The sequence below is a fragment of the Brucella haematophila genome (assembly GCF_005938105.1).
Taxonomy (GTDB): domain Bacteria; phylum Pseudomonadota; class Alphaproteobacteria; order Rhizobiales; family Rhizobiaceae; genus Brucella; species Brucella haematophila.
Map to the genome: position 1 here is coordinate 474,273 of NZ_VCPE01000003.1, position 23,136 is coordinate 497,408.

Consider the following 23,136-nt stretch of genomic DNA (forward strand, 5'->3'; position numbering starts at 1 on the left):
GAGCCTTTTCGTGTCCCCGGTGCTAACATACGAATGCGTTTGTTCTCTTTGTCGGTGGGCGGGTTGCAAAGCCAAATTCCCGCGTGATTTCTGCGGCGTGATGACATCCACCGAATGTCGGAGCGGACCCGAATTAGGTTGCGGCCGAACCGAACAGTCGGGTAAAGAAGCGACATGACTGTTAGAGAGATTATCAAATATCCAGACACGCGTTTGCGAGCGCTTGCCGACCCTGTCGCGACCTTCGGCGATGATCTGCGTGTTCTTGCGCGCGATTTGCTGGATACGATGCGCGCCGCACCGGGGATCGGTATCACTGCGCCTCATATTGGCGTATCGGCACGGGTGGTTGTGCTGCAACTTTCCGGCAATGGCAGCGAGAAGACCTATATTAATCCCGAGATCGTTTGGGCGTCCGACGAGAAAATCGTTCATGACGAAGGAAGCGTATCCATGCCCGGTATTGTCGAGAAGGTCGAAAGGCATGCTCGCATCCGAATTCGCTATCAGGATATTGACGGCAATGAGCAGACCGAAGAATCCGATGGTTTGCTTGCGGTGTGCCATCAGCATGAAATTGATCAGCTTAACGGCATCTTCTGGCTTCAGCGCTTGTCGAAACTTAAGCGTGACAGGTTGATCAAGCGCTACCAGAAAGTTCTCAGGTAAGCGGTTTGGGGGGGCGAGGCGGATTTCTTTCCCTTGTATGGAAATGAAACTAACCTCCCAGTGTCGAAGCAATGCCCACAATCACTGGTCCCATAAGAGGCAAGAGCACATTTGAGATGGCATAGGTAACTGTGTACCCGATCACAGGTGTGGAGTTTCCCGCTTGTGATACGAGTGCGCTAATCGTTGGCGTACTGCAATGCTGCCCGGCGATTGCACCAAGAAGGATTGGCGTATCGATATTCATCAATTTTGAGCCAACGAAAAGCGACACCAACGCAGGCACGAACGAAACTACCAGACCCAGCAGTGGGAGGATAAGTCCGTATTCGAGAATGAGCGCGATTGCATCGGGTCCGGCACTCAGTCCAATGGCGGCTATAAAAACGGCCAGTCCAAAATCTTTCGCAAACTCCGCAGCCGGAACCGGGAATCCGCCGCGTGCTGGATTTCTCATGTTGAGCCAACCAAAAGCAAGGCCGGCAATCAACGCGCCGCCGCCAGATCCCAACGATAGCTCCCAACCTCGGATACTGAGCGAGAATTGGCCCAAAAGAAGGCCGACGACGATACCGAGGCCGAGAAATACAAAGTCAGTACTGCCGACTTTTGGCAGCGGCTTGCCCAAAGTTTCAACAGCTCGGGAGACCGGTTTGTCCTGCCCGTAAAGTGTCAAGACGTCGCCTTCATGGAGAACTGTACCCGGCAATGCCGGAACAGTCTGACCCAAACGTCGCACGTTAGAAATGAACACTCCGCGTTTTAGATCGGGCGAAGCTGACTGTCGCAATTGACGGATCTGACGCCCGAAAGCTTCTTTTCGAATGAGAACGACTTCCCGGGTAACAAGCGCCAGGCTGGTTCCATCAGGTACAGGTACTTCCTCTCCGAAGAAATCCTGAACTGCTATCACCGCGTTACGGCGGCCATGCACAATGACAATGTCATCTGGATTCAACAGGAAACTGGGATCTGTTTGAAGAATTTTCCTATGTCGTCGAACACGTTCAATCGTGACTGCCCAGTTCCAATCTTTCTCCAGGTCGCCAACAGTCTGCCCAGCAAGCGAACCTGCCCTGAAAGCCCGGGCAACAAACATGGGCAAGCCCTCAACCTGATCCTCGTCATCGTCCTCAGAACCAAGTCTGCGGGCGAGCGCCTGCGCTTCGGTCTTGAGGTCGACTTTCAAAAGCATCGGCGCAAGCTGGGTGGTAAACACTACAATTCCGATGAGGCCGAACAGATAGGTAAGACTATAGGCCGTAGCGACGTTGGCCTGTAATTGTTCGATTTGTTCCGGCGAGATCACCAGATGTGAGATTGCTTGTGACGCTGTTCCGATGACAGCAGATTCCGTTGCAGATCCAGCAAATAGACCAGTGGCTGTTCCGATATCGAGCTTGAATAGAATGATAGCCGTCGCAACCAGAATGGTGACACATACAACCTCGATTAGGGAAAATATTCCATAACGCCATCCGCCTCTGATATTGGCAAAGAACTGCGGCCCTGCTGTAAACCCCAACGCGTAAATAAAGAGGGTGAATGCGCTGTCTTTCAGGTCTGCTGACATGCGAACGCCGAGCTGCCCTATGGTCAGTGCCACCAACAATGTTCCGCAAACCCCACCCAATCGAACGGGGCCGATGCGCAGTTTGCCAATGAGGTAACCAATCGCGAGTGAGACAAAGAGCGCGACGACAGGGTCTTTCAGAAAATACATCGCTAATCCCTATCTTGTCGCATCTATATTCTATACGTGATGCATATCTAATATAATATTGATGTTTTTCTATCTGTCCAGATTCAGAAAAGAATTTTATTAGAAATTCTTCATCTTGTTACTTGGTGGCGGGGAGCGCCATTATGGGCGCCTTTCAAGCTTGGCGAGCGATTGAATATGCTGAGCTGCATCCGACACATTCACTGCGCGGGCTGGCTTTTCCGTATTATTGGCAGTAGTTCGAAATTGTTATTTCTCTATTGAATAAATATCCAATCGAATTTATTTTCGTGAATCATCGAGATGAATTCCTATAATATTTAAAGGAATAGTATTATATTTAACTAAATTAGAAATGACAAATACAATATTGAGATTTTGCTTAATAATGCCCCGTAGGATGATCATCAACAGGTTCTGGGATGAGTATGGAGAAACGACCACTTACCCTTACGGTCAATGGCGTCACGGTCGGACCGATGGATGTCCCGCTCGGTATGCCAATGGTCGATTTTCTACATGAATATCTCGATTTGACGGGGACGCATTTCGGTTGTGGTCAAGGCATTTGTCATGCTTGTACCGTGATCGAGGTGAAGCCTGACGGTACCAAAACTGAAAGCCGCACATGCATCTATGACGCGCACTTCTTTGACGGCAAATCGATCCTTACGATTGAGGGGCATGGAGAGCGAGACGCTACTGGTAATGTTCGCGTTTTGACGTCGATTCAGCAGGCATTTATCGACCATTTTTCTTTTCAGTGCGGCTATTGCACGCCCGGTTTTGTTGCCGGCGCAACCGTTTTTATCGAGCAGCTTAAACGGCAACCAGTGAAGCGTGCTAATCTGGAGGCGGCGATTGAAGATGCGCTTGATGTCCATATTTGCCGCTGCACCGGCTACGTTCGTTACTATGAGGCGATCCGCGATGTTGCTCTGGCGACGCCCGGCTGTGTCGTCGGTTGATCGGGGCGGAGTGGCGGGGGCATGAAACATAAGCGTCTTTATTACATTGCTTTAGCCGCCCTGCTGATTGTCGGTGCGGGGGGGTTTTCCGTCTTTCTTGGAGTGTTTCGAGCTTCATCCCTCACTCCCGATGTGAAAACGCCACTGTCTGCCGAACAACTGCATGCGCTTGTTCCTAGAGGACAGGAATTGGCGCGAGCTGCCGATTGCTTCGGCTGCCATTCCTTGCCTGAGGGGCCTATGGCTGCAGGTGGCGTCGCAATTTCAACCCCATTCGGCACACTTCATTCGACCAACATTACGCCAGATCCCACCTACGGTATCGGCAAGTACAGCCGGGCGGATTTCCATCGTGTGATGAAGTATGGCATCGCACCGGGGCATCGCAATCTTTATCCAGCCATGCCGTTCCTGTTCACCCAGGTGACAACGCCGGATGATATCGACGCGCTCTATGCCTATCTGATGACGATACCGCCGATTGCTATTGCCAATAAGCGTAATAGCGCCATCTTTCGTCTGCCTGTCCGTCCTTTCGTAAATTTCTGGGCACTTTTCAATTTTCCAAAACGCGAAGCGCCGTACAATGACCAGCGCTCCGCCGACTGGAACCGAGGCGCTTATCTGGTTGAGGGGCTGGCTCATTGCGGAGGATGTCACACGCCGCTCAATCTCATGATGGCACCCGACTTTGCGCGCAATTTGCAAGGCGGCATATTGGAAGGCATGGTTGCGCCTGACATTACCCAGCCGATGCTGACACGACAGGGCTTCGATATCCGCGCCTTGAGCCAATATTTGAAGACCGGTATCGCCCCTCAGGGGACATCCTTCGCTGATATGAATACGGTGACCCATTTCTCCACCAATGTCATGGCGGATGACGATATTCGCGCCATTGCCACTTACCTTCTGACGGACAAAGACGGAAATATCCCGGCCGCAAAGTCGGCGCCCGAAGCTCTGCCGCAGGCGCTTCAGGCTGCGCCCGGCAGCGAAATGGACAAAGGGCGAATGTCCTATATTTCGGCCTGTGCGGGCTGTCACGGCCTGAAAGGCGAAGGCATACCCAATGTCGCGCCTGCCATGAAAGGCAACGGTATCGTGGCACTGGATCGGCCAAACGCGCTGATCAATACTATCTTGAACGGCATCGCCACCCAGACATTCACGGACCGACAGCGCATGTACGCCATGCCGTCTTTTGCCGATACGATGGACGAGAGCGAGATCGCGGCCCTTGTCAGCTGGATGCGCGCGCAATGGGGCGGACAAGGCGGGCATCCGGTTACCGGTGGGGAAGTCAAAGCATTCCGACGCTCCGTTCGATAATGTGTGGAACTGATTTGACCGTATCGCGGATGGTATCCCGCCACGGTTGATTAAGGAGATAGATACATGGCTGCCGGATTGTCACGCCGTGATTTCATCAAATTGGGTACGTTCGCGGGCATCTCGGTCCTCTTTGCGCGTCTTCCCAATGCTCAAGCGCTGGAGGTCCAATCCGGCCCGGCTGCCGCAGACTGGATCGGTGCCGACGGAAAGGCACGCTATCGCTGGGATGCGATACGCAAGGTAACCGGGGGCAAAACCTTTGCGCGTGATTATCGCGCCAAAGACATCGCTGGCTGGACGAAGGATCAGGGGCACGCGTTTTTCATCAAGGCGACCAATGCCGACCGCACGTTCGAAGGTCTGAATCTATCGTCACTGGGCAAAGACCTCCAGCCCGACTGTCTGGTCATGCATGAAGATCTGGAGCGGCATGGTCTCCGTGTTCCGCAAGTACCCGATCTGGCGGAAGAGTTTTTCGGCAGGAACTTTCTCGTTCCGAAAGGTGAAACACCGCCGTTGCTGGGCCACCCGGTGGCTCTGCTCGTTTATGACGATTTCGAGCGCTTCGAACTCGCAAAACGGACGCTGCGGTTTGAACCGGATATCGTGCGTTATGGCGCGCAAACCGGTCCCAAGCCGCCGAAGCATTACGGTGCCGCCCGTTATGTGCGTATCGGCGGTGAAACCCCGACGTCGCCTTCTGTTTATTCCTCTTTTCAGGATGCGACCATCTTTGGCAATTTCAAGGGTGACGAGCCTGTCTGGCCGGACGAAAGCCAGACGGGTCTCTTCGTTCCGCGTTCCGTACAGACCAGGCATCGTGGTGGAGGTGCGCGCGATCTCGAACAGGTGGCGCGCGAGACTTATGAACCCATGCGTCGCGGGATGAATGCGGCGCATGAACTAGCCGGAGAGATTGAAGTCGCGCGAAAGAATGCCGACAAGATCGTTCTCGATCGCAAGGCATTTTCCCAGTCTGTTGACCCTTCTGCGCTGGAAGCGGACAATGGCAATGCCTGGTACGATGCGCAAACACGGACGCTGCATATCATCGCTGCCGTACAATCGCCCTATGATACGGCGCGTTTTGCCGCAATGATCGTCAAGGGCAACAAGCATTTTCCGGTCGATGAGATCAAACTCCTTTCCGGCACCACAGTCGGTTACGGCTCGAAGGATCACTCGATCTTCCCACTCTATTGCGTGATGGCGGCCTTTTATGGCGGTGGTAAAGCCGTGCGCCTCGCCAATGATCGCTATGAGCAATTCCAGCTCGGGCTCAAACGACACTCCATGCATATGGATGTTTCTCTCGTCGCGGACCGCAAGACAGGTCAGTTTGAAATCATGAAGGGTCAGTATGTCGCCAATGGCGGCGGGCGGGCCAATTACTCCTTTTCCGTCGCGCAGGTCGCCGCAACAGCGGCGCAGTCGATTTATTATCTGCCGAAGTCGGATTTCAGTTCTGTCGCTCTGGCGAGCCGAGCCGTGGATGCCGGCTCCATGCGCGGCTATGGTGCGCTTCAGGTCATGTCGGTGACCGAATTGATGGTCGATGAACTGGCGAATGAACTCGCGATTGACGCCATCGAACTGCGCCAGCGCAATGCCACGAAAGCAGGCTATCTGAACACGCAAGGCGCGCAACCGCTGGGTGACCCGCGCAATACCGAAATGCTGGAGAAAGCCGCAGCCAATCCGCTATGGGTCAATCGGGCACAGGCCAAGAAGGACTATGACGCGGCGCATCCGGGGCGTCTCTACGGCATCGGCTTCGCGCAGGTACAGAAGGATTACGGCACGGGAGCCGATACATCCGCGCTTGCACTGGAGTTCGATGCGCAGGGGCGGCTGACCATGCGGCATTGCGTGCAGGAAATAGGCACCGGAGCGACCACCGCCCAGCAGGTGCTGGTGCGTGATATTATCGGCAAGGTGCCGGATGATGTCGAGTTCGGTGTCACGGATTTCCCGCAGCTTCCTATCATCGCCGAACGCTCGCCCTACACAATCTCCCAAGCCCAGCAGGATGAAGCGGAAAAAAACCCGTTCTGGGTACCCGCCACCTTGCCTGCGATGAGCGCTTCCAACAGCGCCTATTTCCTGAGTTTTGGTACACGTCAGGCGGCACAGTTCCTGCTGGAAAACGCCATCTGGCCAGCGGCCCGCGCCATCTGGAGCGAAGGCCCGGCAGGTGGACAAATATCCGCCGGTGACGTCAGCTTTGCCGATATGCGCGTTGTATCGGGGGGTGTCGTAGGCGGAGGAATGGAGGCGCTTTCCTTTGAGCGTATCGCTCGCAAGGCTCATGATCTGGGATTGATAACAGGCGTGGCGCTTCACTGCTTCAGCCGCTGGGAATGGGCCACTGCGCAATTCAATATACCTGGCACTGGCATGCGTGAACTCCCGATCGACGCCTTGGCGGTCCGCTATGGCGAAGGCGCTTCCGCCGCGACGAAGCGGCGGATGACCACTGGCGGCTATGAATACATCAATCGCAGCAAGGTCAATTTCCCGCCGGTGCAGCGCAACAATGCAGGCGTGACGACCTATGCTCCTGCCTCCTGCCTTGTCGAGTTGAACGTCAATACCTTCACCGGCGCGGTCGAGATCATGCAGCATCACAGTATTCTTGATCCCGGCAAGATCATCGTGCCCGAACTTGTTTCGGGCCAGCAGCAGGGTGGTCTGGCCATGGGGATCGGCCATGCACTCATGGAGGAGTTGCCGCTTTATGAAGATGGGCCGGGCGATGGAACGTGGAATTTCAATCGCTACACATTGCCAAGGTCGAAAAACGTTGCCGTGTGGAACCAGACGGCGGAATATCTGACGCCACTTTCCGACACATCGCCGCCCAAAGGCATAGCGGAGGTTGTGACGATCCCAATCATTCCGGCCATTGGCAATGCCATTGCGCATGCCACGGGCAAGCGGTTCTACGAATTTCCGATCACGCCTGAAAAGATCAAGCAACAACTGGGATAGAGGCGCGCATGGACCTGTTTGATATATCTAGCGCGACCAATGAAAGTCAGGATGTTCCTGGTCTGGCGGAAGACTGGTTGCGGATGGGGCGGGAGGTCGCGCTTGCCACGGTCGTGCAGACATGGGGTTCCGCACCGCGACGGATGGGCAGTCAATTGATTGTCGATGCCGATGGCGCGTTTCAGGGGTCGGTTTCAGGCGGCTGTGTGGAGGCGGAGGTGCTGGCGAGAGCCGCCGATGTCATCAGAACGGGCAAGCCAGATATGGTTGAATCCGGCGTTGCCGATGAAACGGCATGGCGTGCAGGGCTGTCCTGTGGCGGATCAATCCGCATCTATCTCGAGCGCGCCGACCGCGATCTGCTGCGGGCACTTAATGTAGAGCGCCGGGCGCGGCGGGCTGTTGCGGTGCTGACCGATCTGGAAACGGGCGCGAACCGGCTTATTCGCAGCGGCGACGAACTGCCACCCGCATTTCAACCGATCATCGGGCGCAGTTTTGCGCATGGTGTATCGGCCCTTGTGGAAGCGGATAATAAAACGCTGTTTTGTAACATGCATCTTCCCAGCCCGCGTTTTGTCATCATAGGCGCGGTGCATATAGCACAGGTGCTGGCGCCAATGGCGCGCATGGTGGGTTATGATGTCGAAGTCATCGACCCGCGCACGGCCTTTGCCACGCGGCAACGTTTCCCTGATAGCACGCTATATGCCGAATGGCCGCAGGATGTGTTTGCGGCGCATCCGCTCGATCCTTATACGGCGGTCGCGGTTATGACCCACGATCCCAAGATCGACGACGCCGCGTTGATTGCTGCCTTGCAGGCGGGTTGCTTTTATGTCGGAGCGCTGGGCAGCCGCAAAAGCCATGCGAAGCGCCTGCAACGGCTGGAAATAGCGGGTATGGATCATGCCATGCTGGCGCGCATTGAAGGACCGATTGGCCTTGCTATTGGCGCCAGCAACCCGGCGGAAATTGCGGTTTCCATTCTGGCGCGGCTGGTCCAGTGCCTTCGTCAGCCTGAGATGCGGCTGGCCGCCTGAATGTCATTGAAAAATCTGCGATATGCGCGCTGGTCGTGAGACCGGCGCATTTTATTGCGCGCTTGTGAACCGCGATATCTAACCACCGATACCATTGACTGCCGGACCCATCGGCGTTGATGCGCTCAACACCGGCAATCGCACTGGCGAACTGGTTCCTTCGTGCCGGAACCAAAGCCAAACCCGCCCTCATTTTTCTGTGATTCTGTTCGTCTTCGGTCGCTGTTGCGGAAAAGCGACAGGCGAAACGACCTTTTGGCAGATATGCCCGGCACCGAGCGCGCGCCTGCGCGGCATCATGGCCCATGTCATCGAAAGCCAATTCCTTAATGGAAACAACGATGTTTCACAGAACCTAATTTAGTATACACAACATAAATCCCAAATATACTTATGTCAATAAATTAGTAATATCAAATAACTTACCCAGAAATGTTGTAATATTGACAGTTTTTGTAAGGGAATCTAAACATAGTCACAGTTTTTTTACTAAAGTTAGTCTTGAATAAGCGTGGGAAGAATTGCTTTTAGCGGGCCGCGTTCAGGTGATGGCGGTTGATTCCAAAGGAAGAAAACGCCGGGTGTGAGTGCGAAATTTGCCACCGGTGCCGGTGGAGATGGATGCGCCCGCATTCGGTTTGGTTTTTGAGGTGAGAGATTGCAGCGGCCCGGTTTGGGATTTTTATTGAGGGATAATGCAGATGCGGCGCTTGGGCCGCACGATTGGCCATGCGCTGCTTTTGCCATGCGCGGTCTTCGTGTTTTTTTGGCCGTTTTCGAGGTGCGCCTCAAGGGCCAGCCAGACGGTGCGCTGGCGCTAATATCAGAACATTCATGCGCAAGCGCAAAGCGGGGCCTGTCGCGGCGGGCTGCTTTCGCGTGTTTGCGCGCGCAACCATGTGCGTAGGCGTGAGCGAGTAGTCGAATTTTGAGGCCCGGCAGTGCCGGAAAGCCTCGCCGAAACCGTCAGTGCCCGATGCCCGTAGAGGGGCGCGACACTGACACCACCAATTTGAAGAACGAATACATATCAGGAGCAGATAATGAACCAGTCTCAGCCAAAGCCACGGCGCAAGCTTCGTCAAAAGCCGGTCGCGGGCGCGCTGCAAAGCCACACGCGCGGCCTTGTCTCTTCGTCGGCGCTCACGGCGGTTCCCGATGGCTCCCGTTTGCCCACCACGCGCGCCGGTTCGTCTCTGGCCGCCACGCTTCTCTGGGCGCTGCTCACCGCCTCCACCCTTGCCACGCCTATCCTGCTGGCACCGACCAGCTATGCGAGTGCTGAGGATTTGCGGGGGACAGCGGGTGGTGGCTCGGGCGCGACGCAGGGTGGCGCAGGTAATGGCTGGGGTGGCGGTGTAGTGAGTGCTGGTGGGGCTGGTTACGATGGCGGCGGTGGTGGTGGCAGTACCTCAACTGGAGTTGGTGGACAAGGGGGTAGTGCCGGTGAGACGGGAGGGCAAAAAGGAAATGGTGGAGATCCGGGTGCTGGTGTCGGTGCCGGCGGCGGGGGCGCTTCGAGTGGCGATTTTGGCGGCGGTACCGGTGGTATAAGCGGCGGTGGTGCTGGTGGAGCCACTGGCGGCGGCGGCGGTGGCGGTGGTGTCGGCGCACTTGAAGTCAACCCTAGCGCAGCTTCGATAGCGGGTGGCGCAGGCGGAAATTCTATTTATACTAACAAAGCTGCGGGCGGTGCTGGTGGAGGCGGAGCCGGGCTGCTTATTAGAAATGGTTCAGCCTCTACGCATGATGGCTTGACCATCGCGGGTGGTGCTGGCGGTAGTACGACCGACGTAGGCAGCGGCGGCGGTGGAGGTGCCGGTGCACTTATCAATGGTATACTGACCAACGTTCAAAAGTCATCGATTATAGGTGGCAATGGTGGGAGCACCGCGAAATCCAATGCAGGCGCAGGTGGCGGTGGCGATGGTGTCGCGGTTGTTGGAGTTGGTTCTCGTTTCGAAAATTATGGTACAGTTACCGGTGGTGCTGGTGGACAGAATACAGCTGATGCCTCTTATAGCGCCAACGGTGGCGCTGGCATTCGCATTGGCCATGATGCCTATGTGGTCAATGCTGGCACGGTGACGGCAGGTGCATCCTATGGTACGGGCCCTGCCACCAGCGCCATCATGATTGTTGGTGACAACGCCACGCTGGAATTGCGGGATGGCTCCAACATCGTTGGCGGCATTACGGTGGCTGATGGTGTCACGGGCGCAACCCTTGCTTTGGGTGGCGACACGACAGGTGGCACGTTTGCGGGCATGTCGGGTTATAATGGTTTTGAAAATTTCACCAAAACGGGTGCTGCAACCTGGAAAGTGACGGGTGAAATTGTCGCCAATACGGTGAAGATCGATCAGGGCATGTTGCAGATCGAAAATGGCGGGTCGTTCAGCGTCACCAGTCTGCAAGACAACGGCACTCTGGCCTTCAACCAGACTGCGAATTTGACAGTTTCGGCTGCCATCAGCGGCAGCGGCGGCTTTTCCAAAATGGGCAGCAACACGCTGACCCTTTCCGGCGCAAACACCTTCTCCGGCAATATTCAGGTGGAAGGCGGCACGCTTCTGGCGGGCAGTACGGGCGCTTTCGGCACCGGCGCTGGCACGATGGATGTTTTCACCGGCGCAACTGTCGATGTCGGCGGCTATAACGTCACAATGGGTGGGTTGACGGGCGGCGGCACCATTGCGCTGGGTGGCAAGGGCATGACTGTCAATTCCACCACCCAGACCACCTTCACCGGCAATATCACCGCTTCGGCTGGCTCCACCTTCGTCAAGCAGGGCACCGGAACCTTCATTATGGAAGGCAATCTTGCCGCTTACGGTGTGACGATTTCCGGCGGCACGCTCCAGTTTACCAATGGCGGCACCATGTCCAACGCCACTGCGGTAACTGACAACGGTACACTGGCATTCAACACCACCCAGACTCTGACGCAGGCAGCCAAGGTCAGCGGCAACGGCAAGCTTGATGTTTTCGGAACAGGCGGTAAGCTCATCCTCACCGCCGATAATGACTATACCGGTCTGACGACAATCGGTACAGGCGCAACCTTGCAGCTCGGCGATGGTGGCACTACGGGTTCGATTGGCAATTCCACATTGGCCAACGGAGGCACGCTGGCCTTCAATCATTCCAATGCCGTGACCCAGTCTGCAGCAATTACTGGCAATGGCGGTTTGCAGCAATTGGGCACGGGCACGCTCATCCTTGCGGCCGACAACACCTATACAGGCGCGACGACCATCGCGGCTGGCAGCACCTTGCAGCTTGGCAATGGCGGAACCACAGGTTCCATCGCTACCAGCAGCGCGGTGACGGACAATGGCACGCTGGCGATAAATCGGTCCGGCACCGTGACATTGCAGAATGCGATCAGTGGCTCGGGCAGTCTCAATCAGATGAGCAATGGTACGCTCGTCCTCACGGGCAACAACTCCTATGCTGGGGCAACTGCCATCGCCGGCACGTTGCAGGTTGGCAACAATGGCACGACTGGCACGCTCGGAGCGGGCGCTGTGACTGTTGCCAACGGCGGCAAACTGTCCTTCTCCCGGACTGATAGCGGTTTCACGGTCGCCAATGCCATCGGAGGTGCAGGTAATCTTCTGCAAAATGCCGGCGGAACGACGACTCTAACCGGTATCAATAGCTATACCGGAACCACAACGATCGATGCCAGCGGTAGGCTGAATATCGGCAGCGGCGGCACCACTGGCGCGCTTGGTACGGGTACTGTCAGCAACGCGGGCACTTTGGCCTTCAATCGCAGCGATGCATATGCGGCGGCGGCCGCAATCGGTGGCGCAGGCCAGCTCATCAAGATGGCTGCCGGAACTCTGACCCTGTCGGGCGCCAATAGTTTCACCGGTGGGCTGAATGTTCAGGCCGGTTCGGTGAAGGCAGGCAGCGCGACGGCCTTCGGCAGCGGAGCGCTCACCCTTGCCGCCAGCACATCCGCCGACCTTAATGGCAACGATATCAGCCTGTCGGGTATTGAAGCGGCTGCTGGCAGCACGGTTGCGCTGGGCGCCAAAAAGCTCACCTTGACCGGCAATAGCAATACGACATTCGCTGGCGCCATGACTGGTACAGCGGGGTCGGCATTCGACAAACAGGGCAATGGCGTCTTCACTGCGACCGGTGATATCGGTGCGTATGCAGTCACGATTTCGAATGGCACTTTGCAGCTCGGAAATGGCAGCACAAACGGTTGGCTCACCAAAGCTACCTCTATCACCGACAATGGTGTACTGATCGTCAACCGTTCCGACGACAAGGCACTGAGCGCGATCATCAGCGGCAACGGGTCGCTGACCAAGTCCGGCGCAGGCACGCTCACATTGAGCGGTGTCAACACCTATAAGGGCGGTACAACTGTCAACGGAGGCACAATTTCGGTTGCTGCCGCAAACAATCTGGGGTCCGCATCGAATGACCTCTTTCTCATTGGCGGCACATTACAGGCAACGAACACCTTCACGCTCGATCAGGAGATCAAGCTGGGCGCTGGCGGCGGCATTATCGATACCCAGGGTTCGGGAACGACGCTGACTTTGTCGAACGCAGTTGCGGGTAAGAGCAGCCTCGTCAGAGCTGCCGAAGGCAGTCTGACCAAAATCGGTGACGGCACGCTAGTGGTGCTCGACGATATTGTCGCCGATACCTCCATCCAGAAGGGAACAGTCAGGATTGGTGATAGCGGTACAAAGGGCGACATCAAGGGCGCGATTGACATCGCCAGCGGTGCTACGCTGGAATTCGATCATTCGAGCCGCGAAATCGATACAGATACACTCAGCGGCGCTGGCCTTCTGAGGGTTGACAGCCCTGGCGCCTATGTAATGAAGGGTAACAGCAGCGGCTTCACGGGCACGGTTGAAGCCAACGGCTCGCTGGTTGTCGACAACTCTCTGGGGGCGAGCGCGGTCACTGTGTCAAGTAACGGCGATCTCAGCGGCAGCGGCAGTATTGCTGGTAATGTGACGGTTCAGAGCAATGGCCATCTTAAGGGTACACAGGGCCAGACGCTGAACATTGGCGGCAATCTGACACTGAGTGCAGGAAGCATCACCGACATTTCTCTTGGCACCTACAATGCCAGCTCGTCAGAGCTGTTCAATGTGACTGGAAATCTGACTCTCGGCGGTGTGCTGAATGTGGAGAATCTGGGCGGCTTCGGACCCGGTATCTACCACATTATCAAATATGGTGGTTCAGTGACTGGTTCCTGGACACTTGGTGATACCGGCGGGTTTAATCCGGTTGATTTGAGTATCACGACGTCCGGCAACTATGTAAGCTTGGATTCACAGCTGCTGGACGGCAATGCACGCTGGAATGGTGACCAGTTGCAGGGTGGTGGTGATGGCACGTGGGACGCTGGCAGCGCAACCAACTGGACAGACGGTAATGGTGCGAACAACGGCTATCTTAACAATCGCTTCGCTGAATTTGACGGCGCGCCGGGTACTGTCACCGTCGATAATACTGCAAATGGGCAGGTCGTTGCTGGCGGTCTGCAGTTTGCCTCTGGTGACGCGAATGATGGCTATCTCATTGAAGGAGGTGATCTCCAGCTCGCGACATCTGGCAACACCGATACACCAATTATTCGCGTTGGCGACGGTACGGTTAATAGTGTCAACATCGTTGCGACTATCGATTCCAATCTGACCGGTGATCACGGCTTCGAGAAAACCGATCTTGGAACACTTATCCTCACCCATGACAACGACATAACCGGCGACATAAAGATTGAGGCGGGAACGCTTCAGCTTGGTGACGGTCACAGCTCGGGCAGCGTGACGGGTGATATCACCGTCGGTACAGGTGACGATTATGACGCTCATCTGGTCATCAATCGTTCGGATAATCCGGTTTTCGGTCAGGTGATTTCAGGAACGGGTACTCTGGAACAGGCCGGAACCGGCACGACCATATTGACGGGCGATAATACCTATACGGGAGGCACGTTCATCACGGATGGCAATCTGCAGATCGGGGACAGGGGCGCAACAGGCAGCATCGTTGGCGATGTGCATATTGATAATCCAGACAGCAAGCTGATTGTTGATTTGTCCAGCGATATCACGCTTGACGGCACGATTTCCGGGCCGGGTGGACTGACACAGCAGGGCACTGGCATTACGACGCTGACCAGTGACAATGATTATACTGGCCAGACCGTGATTTCAGACGGTGAACTGCATCTGAAGGGTGACGGCAGCATCGAAGCTTCGTCGGGCCTGACCAACGATGGCAAGTTCGATATCAGCGAAGTCAACGGTGATAGCTCCACCATCCAGAGCCTTGGCGGCGGCGGTGGCGTGACACTTGGCGACAAGACGCTGATCATCGCTGACGGAAAGGACAGTGATGTCTTCTCCGGTATCATTGAGGGCAATGGTAGATTGGAAATCGGTGGTGGAACACAGCATCTGACGGGTGATAACACATATACGGGTGGAACCAAGATCGACGAAACCGGCACGCTCGTAATCGGCGATGGTGGTACGAACGGCAGTGTCAAGGGTGATATCGTCGTCGATGGTACACTTATATACGACCGTTCGGATCCATTCGTCGTCAATCCGATCACTGGAGATGGCGATGTAAAGTTCGAAGGCGGCGGCGCTGCTACGATTGATACGGAACAGCAGTTCACTGGCGAGCTGGAAATTGAAGCAGGTAATACCATCATTGTGAAAGGTGATGGAGATATCAGTGACGCGGATGGCGTCACAGTTGATGGCACGCTCGATGTTAAGGATAGCAACAAAAGCGATATCGAGATTGGTCATCTGCGCGGCGGCGAAGACGGCCTTGTGGACCTTGGCGACAAGAATATTGTCATTACCAATGGCGATGGCAGCGAATTCTCTGGCACAATCGAAGGCGATGGCGGCTTTACCGTAGAACAAGGCAAGCAGATTCTCTCTGGAGAAAACACATATACGGGAGAAACGCTTATCAAGCCCGATGGCGAGTTGCAGCTTGGCAATGATCAGCATCCTGGTAAAATCGATAGTGACGTCACAAATGAAGGCATTCTGTCCGGTGATGGCACCATGAACAATTTGCTGAATAAGGGCGAGGTGTCTCCCGGTATCGGCGACAAGCCTGGTACGCTTGAGGTTAATGGGAATTATTCTAGCGAAGGCGGCAGGCTCGTTCTGCATGAAAATCTGAATGGCGATACTAATTCTCCCGGTGATCGCTTGAATATCGCAGGCAACACCTCCGGCACGACGGATGTGAAGGTTGTTGCATTGCAGCCGGGTACTCATGGCGAGTTGACGGACAAAGGCATTGAGGTAATTACGGTCGGAGGAAACTCAGACGGCCAGTTTAACCTGATTGGTAATTATGTGAATTATCGTGGCGCACAGGCTGTTGTGGGCGGTGCTTATGCCTATACCCTGGAGAAGGGCAGCGGCGCAGATGCGCAAGGCAGGGCAGTTGGTTCAGATGGCAACTGGTATCTCCGTAGCCAGATGCAAGGTTACCAGCCGCCAGAGCTGACGCCGGATACGCCGACGGAGGATAACCCAACCCCGGATAATCCAACTCAGGACAATCCGACACCGACGAAGCCGTCAAACCCGGGTACACCGGAATATCAGGCAGGTGTGCCACTCTATTCGGCAGCGACAAGCGCGCTCGCTTCATTGAACCGTACGGGTTTCGCCTCGTTCAACACACGTTATAAGGCTGGTGAGAACGGTGGTTCCAAGTCGGGTGATACGCAGGGACAGAATGCTGACGATTTAACCCGTTCAACCTATTTCTGGAGCAGAGTCCAGGGCGGCTACAGTTTCTACACGCCGAATGGCAATGCCACCGGCAGCACTTACGGCTCGCATAACTGGTCAGTAGAGGCCGGCGTGGACGGGCAGTTCATGGAAGGTGATAACGGCTCTCTGATCGGCAGTGCCTGGGTGGATTACACGCGCAGCCAGATCAATACTTCGTCGCAAGTCGGTAACGGTCGAGTGAACGTCAATGGTTATGGCATTGGTGGTGCGCTGACCTGGTACGGTGATAACGGCATCTATGTGGACGGTCAGGCCAAGGCGACTTGGTATACATCCGACATGAACTCCGACATTGCTAGCGAGGAGGTTGCATCAGGTGTCAAGAGCTTTGGTTATGCCATGAGCCTTGAAGCAGGCAAAGAGTTCACATTCAATGATCGCTGGAGCGTGACGCCACAGGCGCAGCTGATATGGTCTTCGCTCAATACGGATGACTATGACGACATCTTCAAAGCGTCGGTGAATACACCATCAGTGCAGAGCCTGACTGGACGGCTTGGGCTGGCCGCCAATTATGCAACGAACTGGCAGGCAGCTGATGGAACTGGGAGCCAGTTGACGCTTGGTGGTATCATCAATGTGTATCAGGAGCTGAAAGGCGGAGCGGACTACATCATGGTGTCTGGTGAGCGCGTTGCCACAGGTTCCATCGACAAGACCTGGGGTGAAATTGGAGTCACCGCGAATTACTCGTGGGCCAACGATGTGTACTCCGTGTTCGGGAAGATGGCGACAGCGTCCAGCTTGCAGAACTTTGGCGACAGTTACTCGGTTACGGGCAATGTCGGTGTACGTGTGAAGTGGTAGTACCGTTTTCCCCGGAAGCTCCTTTGATTGGGCGCTTCCGGGGAAGGCCTTTTCCATCGATTGAGATATAAGGAAGGATTGCGATATGAAAATCATAATCCCGGCGGCCATCACTCTACTCTTGTCGTGCCTTTATTCGCCGTTCATCTACGCTGCTCAGCATGATACGGTGTTCTCGCCTGCGAACGGTGTTTTGTGTAATCAGTCTTTCTGTGCCGATCAAGATGGTATCTCGGATGGGTTGACTACTCAGTATCTAGGACAAAAAGCATCTGATAAATTAGCATCGCAAGGCGTGTTTGACCGAAAGGTCTTCACTCTTTCCAACGGTGTCTATTGCGACGTTAAAGCACATCGGTGTAATGAAGACCGTTTGGTTGACCCGAAGACTGGTGTTCGTAGCCGTGTCTCGCTTGAATATACGGGGTTGCTATTCGGAGGACCAACAGTGCGGCTCTACAGAAAGAAGAAATGAGACAATAAAAGTTATATATATTATAGAATATAATAAGTACGATACGATTGAGCTGTTGATAGAGATCAATTTTCAGCAATACTGATGATGAAGGAATTTTCCAGCATGATCGGTTTTATTGACGTGAGGCGGAACGAGGTTTTATGCAAAGAATGGGCGCGCCCATCTGTTACGCATCAGATTCTGGGGCAAACCCGACAGATTTGTAGGGTACGCATTTTCAATCAGTAGCTTGTGACAATAGCTAATATTCTGGTTTGCGAGATGAGATAAGGCTGGCGCGATACTTATGAGCCCCCACTTTCTGTAGTCTTGACAGTTTTCCGATTCCGGCTCTACCTTGAAGTCATGCTGAAGCTCAACGCTGAAGCGAGGGGAGGAATTCATGACTAAAGGTTCAATGTTTAATGGGCTGGGTCTAGGTTCGATTTCGCGACGCCAGTTTCTAACCACCAGCGCAGTCGGAGCAGGCGCGCTGCTTTTGCCGTCCTTACCGTCTTTTGCAGCAGACAAGCCGAAAATTGGCCTTGTCATGAAATCGCTCGCAAACGAGTTTTTCAAGCAAATGCAGGCGGGTGCGGAAGAATACGCTGCCAAGAATACAGATAAGTTTAGCTTTGCTGCGGTTGGCATGAAAGACGAGCGTGATTTCGCTGCCCAGGTCGATGCGGTGGAAAATTTCATTACGCAGCAGTTCAATGTGATTGTCTTGGCACCGGCGGATTCCAAGGCCATGGTCACACCTGTAAAAAAGGCATTGGAAGCCGGTATCAAGGTCATCAATATCGACGTTGCGCTTGATGAAGAGGCGAAGAAGCAGGCCGGTATTGATCTGGCTTTCTTTGGACCTGACAATCGCGAAGGCGCAAAACTGTCCGGCATGGCTCTGGCCAAAGAACTGGGCAAGGGTGGCAAAGTGGTTATCCTGGAAGGCAATCCAGAGGCCGACAATGCCAAGGAGCGCAAGAAGGGTTTCGACGACGCGGTTGCCGAAGGCGGTTTGACGCTGTTGGACTCCAAGACAGCACATTGGGAAACGGAAGAAGCCAATACGCTTATGACGAATTTCCTGACGCAGTATCAGGATATTCAAGGCGTTATGGCGGCTAATGACTCGATGGCTCTTGGCGTTGTCAAAGCGCTCGATGCAGCAGGAAAATCGGGCCAGATCAAGGTCGTCGGTTTTGACAATATTCCTGCTGTTCAACCGCTGATCAAGGATGGCAAAATGCTGGCCACAATCGACCAGTTTGGCGCTCAGATGGCGGCGATGGGTATCGATTATGGCCTTAAAGAGCTGGCGGGTGAAAAATTCTCCGGTTGGGTCAAGACGGATATCAAGCTGATTACCGCCAAGGATCTCTAGAAACGCGTAAGATAGTGAGGCCGCAGCGGATTATTTCGTTGCGGCTTTCCGCTATCGGAGCAGGCAGGAGCAGTCATGCAATCAGCCGACGCGATCTTGAAACTGGATAACGTTGGCAAGATCTTTCCGGGCGTGGTCGCTCTGGATGGTATCAACCTGCAACTGATGCGCGGCGAAACACATATCATTCTCGGTGAAAACGGTGCCGGTAAGTCCACGCTCATCAAGTTGCTCGCTGGCATCTATCAACCGGATACGGGCGAAATTTTCCTGAATGATCAGCCCTATAAGCCGAAAACGCCGCATGATGCGCAGGTCCAGGGCATTCGGATTGTTCATCAGGAACTCAACCTGCTCCCACATCTTTCCATAGCAGAAAATTTGATGCTGGAGAGTCTTCCGCGGCGCTACGGTCTTGTGGATCGCACAGCGCTAAACCGGCGTGCTTCTGAGTTGCTGGACGAGGTTGGTCTGGCCCTCGATCCGCGCACACTCGTTTCCGAACTGGGCGTCGCGCAAATGCAATTGGTCGAAATTGCAAAGGCGCTTGGCTATGACAGCAAGCTTCTGGTCCTTGATGAGCCGACGGCGACACTGACTCCACCGGAAATCGAGCGGCTCTTTGCCATTATCGGAAGATTGAAGGCCAAGGGCGTAACGATCATTTACATTTCGCACCGCTTGCATGAAGTCTTCGAAATCGGCGATCGGGTCACTGTGTTGCGCAATGGTCGTTTGGTCGAAACGCGATCATTACAGGGGCTTACCGTGCCCCATCTGGTTCGCATGATGATTGGCAGGGATATCGCGGATGAATACAGCTTCGATCCGTCTATCAGGCCGGGTTCGGTCGCTTTGGAGGTTGAGAACGTCACGCGAGCGATGCAAGCTATCGCGGTGTCCTTTACAGTGCGCCGGGGCGAGATTCTTGGTGTGGCAGGTCTGGTTGGATCAGGCCGAACCGAGATTATGCGCGCGATCTTTGGCGCTGATCCAAAAGGCGGCGGGCAAATCCGTGTAGACGGCAGGCCGGTGAATATTCGCGACCCCAAGGATGCCGTCAGAAATGGGCTTGGCTTTCTGACCGAAGACCGCAAGGGCCAGGGGCTGATGCTCGACATGCCCGTGGACCTAAATGCGACGATCACCGATCTGAAAAAAATCTCTCATGGGGGATTGCTGGACAAAGGCGCGGAAAAAACTGCCGTTACGAAACTGATCGAACAGCTGCGGATTAAAACGGCCTCGATAGACACTTCGGTGCGCAATCTGTCAGGCGGAAACCAGCAAAAGGTCGTTCTTGCGAAATGGCTGTTTCGCGGCTCCTCTACACTGATACTGGATGAGCCGACGCGAGGCGTCGATGTCGGTGCCAGACGCGAAATCTATCAACTACTCTGGATGCTGACCGCAAACCAGAAAGCGATCATCATGATCTCTTCGGATTTGCCGGAGCTCATCGGCATGTGCCACCGCATAATCGTTTTTTCCAACGGCAAGCTGGTGGGAGAATTGCAGCGGTCGCAGTTTGACCAGGAGCGTATTCTCTCACTTGCCTATCAGGAGCATGTTCAAGCATGACAGATAAGCCGTCTATCTCCGAGAAGCCCGTTGCGACTGACCGCCAGAGGTTGAAGCGTTTCCTGTTGCGAGACGCAGGCGTCTTTCTGGCTCTTTTGTTGATCACGCTGGTATTTTCCTTCACCGCGCCTTATTTCGCCACGCCGGGCAATGCGTTGAAGATATTCGTCCAGATCGCCATCAATACGGTGCTTGCGGCAGGCATGACCTTCGTCATTCTAACGGGGGGGATTGATCTCTCGGTTGGTTCGGTACTGGCGTTGTGTACGGTTATCGGCGCGCTTATCATGACGTCAGGTATGGAGCCTGCTCTATCGATCCCGCTTGCTATACTAGCCTGTATTGCAGTTGGCGGGCTTTGTGGGTTTATCAATGGAAAGGTGTCGACTTTCTGGAAGATACCTTCCTTCATTGTGACGCTTGGCATGCTCAATATCGCCGCTGGCGCGGCGCGCGTGGTGTCCAATAACTCGACGATTACCGGACTGCCGCAAGGCTTCGTCGATTTCGGTAATCTCATAATCGGTGGTTTTCTGCCTTCTATCTTTCTCGTTGCAGTTGCCGTGATTTTTGTTGGCTGGTTCATTCTGCGGTTTACCGTCTTCGGTCGCATGATCTATGCGGTCGGGGCCAATGACGAGGCAGTGCGTCTGTCGGGACATAATCCCGATACGTATAAAATTGCTGCATTTGTTATTTCGGGGGTAACTGCCGGCATTGCAGCAATTGTCTATCTGTTGCGTTTGAATATTGGCAGCCCGATTGCCGGTATTGGTTACGAATTGAACGCGATTGCAGCGGTCATTATCGGTGGAACCAGTCTGTTCGGAGGAAAAGGCTCCATTGTTGGCACACTCGCGGGCGCATGCATTTTGCAAGTCCTGGCCACCGGCCTGCAATTGCTCGGCATCGGTGACAATTATAAGCCGATCATCATTGGTGCAGTGATTATACTTGCCGTAATTGTCGATACTTACCGTGAAAGGCTACTGCGGCGCATTCGTTGATGCGCCGCAGCAATCCGGTAAGGCAGCTATGTTATGGCGAACTTGGCGGCCACCCTCATGGGTGGGCGCCGCTTTCGTGCAAGGCGTTCTGGCTTTTTGTGCGACTTTCCCACAAGCCGATACCGAAGAGAATGGCTGTTGTCAGCCATCCAAGGGTGAGTAGATCGGCGCTCTGCCCGAAAGGTGCAATGAGCGCCAACAAGATGACACCCCCGATATGGGAAAGGGGCACGCGGCCATAGACGACATATTTATAGATGGCACTGCCGATCAAATAGATGGCGGGACCGATTGCTATGACGAGAGTTTCAGCGAGGCTGGCGTGTTCGGCAGGATGCTCCATGGCAAGATCATTGCCCACGGCGCTCACGATGATACCGAATATCAGGATGGCGTGAATGTAGTGGAAATAGGCGCCTATCTTCCCTGGATCGCGGGCTCGCGTGATACGCGCGGTCGCGTCTTTGCTTGAGGTGCCAAAATAAAGCCACCACATGGCGATGGTGCCGAGAAAAGTGGCGAGCATCGCGGATAGCTCGGCAATGTTCCAGTTTTCTGCACCTGCAAGTGTGGCTCCCGTCGCCAGCAGGCTTTCACCCAGCGCGACAATAACAAAGAGCTGGCAACGCTCCGCAAGATGTCCGCCCTCGATGGTCCAGTCGCTGACCTGCGAGCGCCCCATGCCGGGCAGAGCAAAGCCAATCATCGGTGAAACATATTCACAAAGTGCCGCGACGACCCAAAGGGCCAGTCGCAATTCACCTTCTGCCAAGGCTCCGCCGATCCAGAAGCAGCCGGAGATGACAAGCCAGCCCAGCATTCGCCGGTAATTGGCCGTCAGCGGGTGGTCACTCCCCAATTGCCAGACGATGAAGCCTGTCCGCCCAAGTTGCATTGCAACATAGCAACCGGCAAAAATAAGACCGCTTTTGCCAAATGCGTCTGGTATCGAGGCCGCCATAACCAGCGCCAGCGCCATACAGAAGAACAAAACAAAGCGCAATTTTGGTTGCTCGGGATTAAACCAGTTTGTGACCCAGCAGGTATATTGCCAGCCGAGCCAGACCGCGAACCAGAGAACGAGTGTTTCTAGTGCACTCCAGGCTGTCAGGTGATGAAGCAGCGTGTGGCTAAGCTGTGTAACCGCGAAGACATAAACGAGATCGAAGAAAAGCTCCTCATATGTAACATGCGCGTGATGGCCGTCTCGCAGACGCAAAAGTGGGTGAACTGATTGGCTCATGGATTATTCCCCAGAATGTGGAGCATCAGATAATGAGTGCCGAATTCGAAGAGGGCTAAAGGGGACATCCGCCGTAGCGATCAGATGCAATATACACAT

At 54.7% G+C, this 23,136-nt stretch carries 12 protein-coding genes; 10 read left to right on the forward strand and 2 right to left on the reverse strand.

Features of this window, described 5'->3' with window-relative positions; all coding sequences use genetic code 11:
• The first annotated feature begins 174 nt into the window (after positions 1–174).
• A complete protein-coding gene (locus FGI60_RS07360) occupies positions 175–669 on the forward strand; it encodes a peptide deformylase (RefSeq protein ID WP_138784596.1) in 495 nt (164 codons plus the stop codon).
• Positions 670–718: 49 nt separating this feature from the next.
• Here FGI60_RS07360 and aspT read toward each other — a convergent pair whose 3' ends face one another.
• Positions 719–2,392 (reverse strand): aspartate-alanine antiporter, encoded by a 1,674-nt coding sequence (gene aspT, locus FGI60_RS07365; RefSeq protein ID WP_138784597.1) that lies wholly within the window; start codon positions 2,390–2,392, stop codon positions 719–721.
• 422 nt (positions 2,393–2,814) lie between these two features.
• On the opposite strand from aspT, the gene FGI60_RS07370 reads away from it, so the two are divergent.
• From FGI60_RS07370 to FGI60_RS07415, 9 genes are all read left to right on the forward strand, one after another.
• The gene (locus FGI60_RS07370; RefSeq protein ID WP_138784598.1) at positions 2,815–3,360 is read left to right on the forward strand and encodes a (2Fe-2S)-binding protein; all 546 of its coding nucleotides are present in this window, start codon (positions 2,815–2,817) and stop codon (positions 3,358–3,360) included.
• A 21-nt stretch (positions 3,361–3,381) separates the two neighbouring features.
• Positions 3,382–4,692 (forward strand): cytochrome c, encoded by a 1,311-nt coding sequence (locus tag FGI60_RS07375; RefSeq protein WP_138784599.1) that lies wholly within the window; start codon positions 3,382–3,384, stop codon positions 4,690–4,692.
• A gap of 66 nt (positions 4,693–4,758) precedes the next feature.
• Positions 4,759–7,686, forward strand: a complete 2,928-nt coding sequence (locus tag FGI60_RS07380; protein ID WP_138784600.1) for a xanthine dehydrogenase family protein molybdopterin-binding subunit — start codon at positions 4,759–4,761, stop codon at positions 7,684–7,686.
• An 8-nt stretch (positions 7,687–7,694) separates the two neighbouring features.
• On the forward strand, positions 7,695–8,729 hold the full coding sequence (locus tag FGI60_RS07385; RefSeq protein WP_138784601.1) for an XdhC family protein: 1,035 nt from the start codon (positions 7,695–7,697) through the stop codon (positions 8,727–8,729).
• A gap of 1,043 nt (positions 8,730–9,772) precedes the next feature.
• On the forward strand, positions 9,773–17,365 hold the full coding sequence (locus FGI60_RS07395) for an autotransporter outer membrane beta-barrel domain-containing protein (protein WP_171058725.1): 7,593 nt from the start codon (positions 9,773–9,775) through the stop codon (positions 17,363–17,365).
• A gap of 85 nt (positions 17,366–17,450) precedes the next feature.
• Positions 17,451–17,840, forward strand: a complete 390-nt coding sequence (locus FGI60_RS07400; protein ID WP_138784604.1) for a YcgJ family protein — start codon at positions 17,451–17,453, stop codon at positions 17,838–17,840.
• Between the two features lie 385 nt (positions 17,841–18,225).
• Positions 18,226–19,206 carry a sugar ABC transporter substrate-binding protein gene (locus tag FGI60_RS07405; RefSeq protein ID WP_138784605.1) on the forward strand — a complete coding sequence of 327 codons (981 nt, stop codon included), beginning with the start codon at positions 18,226–18,228 and terminating at the stop codon, positions 19,204–19,206.
• A 75-nt stretch (positions 19,207–19,281) separates the two neighbouring features.
• On the forward strand, positions 19,282–20,787 hold the full coding sequence (locus FGI60_RS07410; RefSeq protein ID WP_138784606.1) for a sugar ABC transporter ATP-binding protein: 1,506 nt from the start codon (positions 19,282–19,284) through the stop codon (positions 20,785–20,787).
• Complete coding sequence (locus FGI60_RS07415) at positions 20,784–21,794, forward strand: ABC transporter permease (protein WP_138784607.1); 1,011 nt, start codon at positions 20,784–20,786, stop codon at positions 21,792–21,794. The genes FGI60_RS07410 and FGI60_RS07415 overlap by 4 nt, the downstream gene beginning before the upstream one ends.
• 55 nt (positions 21,795–21,849) lie before the next feature.
• Here the strand turns inward: FGI60_RS07415 and FGI60_RS07420 are convergent, their stop codons facing one another.
• Positions 21,850–23,037, reverse strand: coding sequence for a low temperature requirement protein A (locus FGI60_RS07420; protein ID WP_138784608.1), 1,188 nt, complete (start codon positions 23,035–23,037; stop codon positions 21,850–21,852).
• Positions 23,038–23,136: the final 99 nt, after the last annotated feature.